At 41.8% G+C, this 2,566-nt stretch carries 3 protein-coding genes and 2 pseudogenes; 1 reads left to right on the forward strand and 4 read right to left on the reverse strand.

What is annotated here, in order from left to right; all coding sequences use genetic code 11:
* Positions 1-195 precede the first annotated feature (195 nt).
* Positions 196-1,089, forward strand: a complete 894-nt coding sequence (locus IM477_RS19180; RefSeq protein ID WP_287733094.1) for a hypothetical protein — start codon at positions 196-198, stop codon at positions 1,087-1,089.
* On the opposite strand, the pseudogene IM477_RS19185 reads toward IM477_RS19180, so the two are convergent.
* The 4 genes and pseudogenes from IM477_RS19185 to IM477_RS19200 form a co-directional block, all read right to left on the reverse strand.
* Positions 1,082-1,204, reverse strand: a pseudogene (locus IM477_RS19185) (type II toxin-antitoxin system RelE/ParE family toxin); the annotation flags it as partial. The gene IM477_RS19180 and the pseudogene IM477_RS19185 sit on opposite strands and share 8 nt — an antisense overlap.
* Before the next feature lie 312 nt (positions 1,205-1,516).
* The gene (locus IM477_RS19190; RefSeq protein WP_287733092.1) at positions 1,517-1,807 is read right to left on the reverse strand and encodes a DUF433 domain-containing protein; all 291 of its coding nucleotides are present in this window, start codon (positions 1,805-1,807) and stop codon (positions 1,517-1,519) included.
* Positions 1,808-2,182: 375 nt separating this feature from the next.
* Positions 2,183-2,392, reverse strand: coding sequence for a PEP-CTERM sorting domain-containing protein (locus IM477_RS19195; protein WP_287733093.1), 210 nt, complete (start codon positions 2,390-2,392; stop codon positions 2,183-2,185).
* A gap of 55 nt (positions 2,393-2,447) precedes the next feature.
* Positions 2,448-2,566 (reverse strand): annotated as a pseudogene (locus IM477_RS19200) (IS5 family transposase); the annotation flags it as partial.

Below are 2,566 nucleotides of genomic sequence, written 5' to 3' on the forward strand. Positions count from 1 at the left end.
AGGGATTAAGTAGCGTGGGGCGCACGCAAACTTTAAACGCTTCGGGAGAGATTCCCTCTTGGTTGGTTGGAGAAATCCTGCTTGCTAACGGAGACTCAATGAACGAAGAATCCCCGTCTCTTTAGAGCGGGGAGCGTCAATCGACAACCTCACGACCAATTCGCTAAACAATACCTAGAAGAATTGCTGTCTCCTCTGGGAAAGGTGGAAGTTAGCAAGGAAGTGGCGGATGAAACCCGTCAGGTGGATATTTTCTTCTCTCCTCACCCTAATATGCGGGGAAATGCTCAATCTTTGGGTCTTTTAGGGCAAATGGTGACAACAAGCACTTTGCTTGAGCCTTTTCGCAATGCTCCCAATCGAACGGAAATTCGCAACTGTATCTTAAAACTGTTTTCGATTTTCGCTGAACTTCAACGGAAAGGGAAACGGGAAAAAACTGAGTTAAACGAGGATGACTTACCTAAATTATGGATTTTGGCTACTTCTATTAGTTTCCAGATACTAGAGAGTTTTGATGCTAAATTAGAACTAGAAAACTGGACAGAAGGGATTTACTTTTTATCTCCCTCTCACCGAACGGCAATTATAGCGATTAATCAGTTACCTATTACCCCAGACACTTTACTGTTAAGATTGTTGGGACGGGGGAAAACCCAAAGCCAAGCGGTGAGAGAGTTGCTTGAGTTGCCATCTGGCGATTCCTTCCGTCAAAATGTCATGGAATTATTGATTAGTTGGCGTGTGAGTGTTGAAGTTAACAATCTTTTAAAATCAGAAGATAGGGAGGTATTTATGGCTTTATCTCAATCTTATTTAGAGTGGAAAGAGGCGACCAAACGAGAAGGACTTCAACAAGGACTTCAACAAGGAATTCAACAAGGACTTCAACAAGGACTTCAACAAGGACTTCAACAGGGACAACGACAAATTATTGCAAATTTAATGCAAGTGAGGTTTGGGGAATTGGATGAGTCTTTGATAAAAGTCATTGATGATTTGCTCCAGTTATCACCGATGGAGTCTAGTCGTTTATTATTGGAGTCTTCACGGGAAGATTTAATCAGACGATTCCTCTCTGAAAACTAAAAATAATTCGACAATCGTAAGCAAGAGTACAAGACCATAACTCTCCTAAATTACACCTTAATTTATGGGTTTTTAAAGACGGTGTAAATGGCTCTTCGTCCAGTTTTCTAAGTAGGGTTTGCGGCAAAAAGTAGGGGCGAAGCATTCGGATAGGAAATCTACGGTTTCAGCGATAGGTTATGCCCGAATGCTTCGCCCCTACAGGACGTAAGGTTTTGAACCACAATTCTCTCAAAATCTTGCACCTGTTATAGTCATTTCAGATAAGTCTAATACACTCTATACCGACAAAACCCTTATGAACTCTGGGATTAATATTCTCAATTTTAATTGAAATGACTATACCTTACTGACCGCAGATTCCGCAAAGCTTCCACGACCGAGCGTTGACCCGCATCTTCATCAAGGTAGAGACGGATTTGACTCATTAAAATTCACCGGCTCGATATCGGGATTCCCAGTCTTCACAATCGGCTCGGTAAGCATCGATATCGGCCTCTATCTGTTCTTTATTCGCGTGATAATACGCTAGAGCGCTATAAATTTGAGCCAGACTTAACTGAGGATACTCCCTAGCGATCGCTTCGGCACTCATTCCCGTTTTATGATCCATGACTAAACTTTGAATCGTGATTCTAGTTCCCGCGATCCGGGGACGAGCATTACAAATATCCGGACTAGCAACAATAAATTCGCTAATATCAATGCCTGTAGCCATATTTTCGCCTAGAGAAGTCCCTTTTATTGTAGCTCGATCGATACATCCGAACAACAAAAAAGCACCCCTTTTCGAGGATGCCCTTTTATCTAATGATTGAGATGCTAACTGATTGAAATGCCAAAAATAGGGAGTTTATAGACTTTCCCATCAAAGTCAGGTTGATGATTGAAGCTGGAAATCGCCATCATGTTGTATAAGCAACAGGATTAACGATAATTGCTAAGTAGGTAGGCGTTAAAAATTATCAGATGCCCCCCTTATTAAGGGGGGATTAAGGGGGGACTAAGGGGGGATCGGCACCCCCCTTATCAAGGGGGGCAGGGGGGATCGAACCTAAAATCCATTTCTAATTTAATTATAACCAGCTACTTATTATGAGTCTTTTTTGGCTTGCTTCTTATTTAATTTTCCCGTCAAGAAAGCACCGAATCCGAGTAATCCTAAACCCAATAAATTGGACGGTTCAGGAACACTAACGCCACCAGTATTTTGAATAATGGGGTTTTGGGTGACTGTTACTGTTCCAGCAGCAGTAAATGTTAACCCCGTCACAAAAGCAGTAGGATTAGTTGGATCGAGCATTTCCGCAGGATCGATATCACTGATGCGAAAATCACTAGATCTCTTGCAAAAGTAATCAAGATATATCCTTTTGTCGGTAACGAAGTTCGTAATTGTAGATACCAGCAATCAAATTCAATCTCAGACCAAATCGCCGTCTGCGATTTCTGTATCTTGATGAAAGTATCCGAAATA

The sequence above is a fragment of the Microcystis sp. M090S1 genome (genome assembly GCF_020246295.1).
Taxonomy (GTDB): domain Bacteria; phylum Cyanobacteriota; class Cyanobacteriia; order Cyanobacteriales; family Microcystaceae; genus Microcystis; species Microcystis aeruginosa.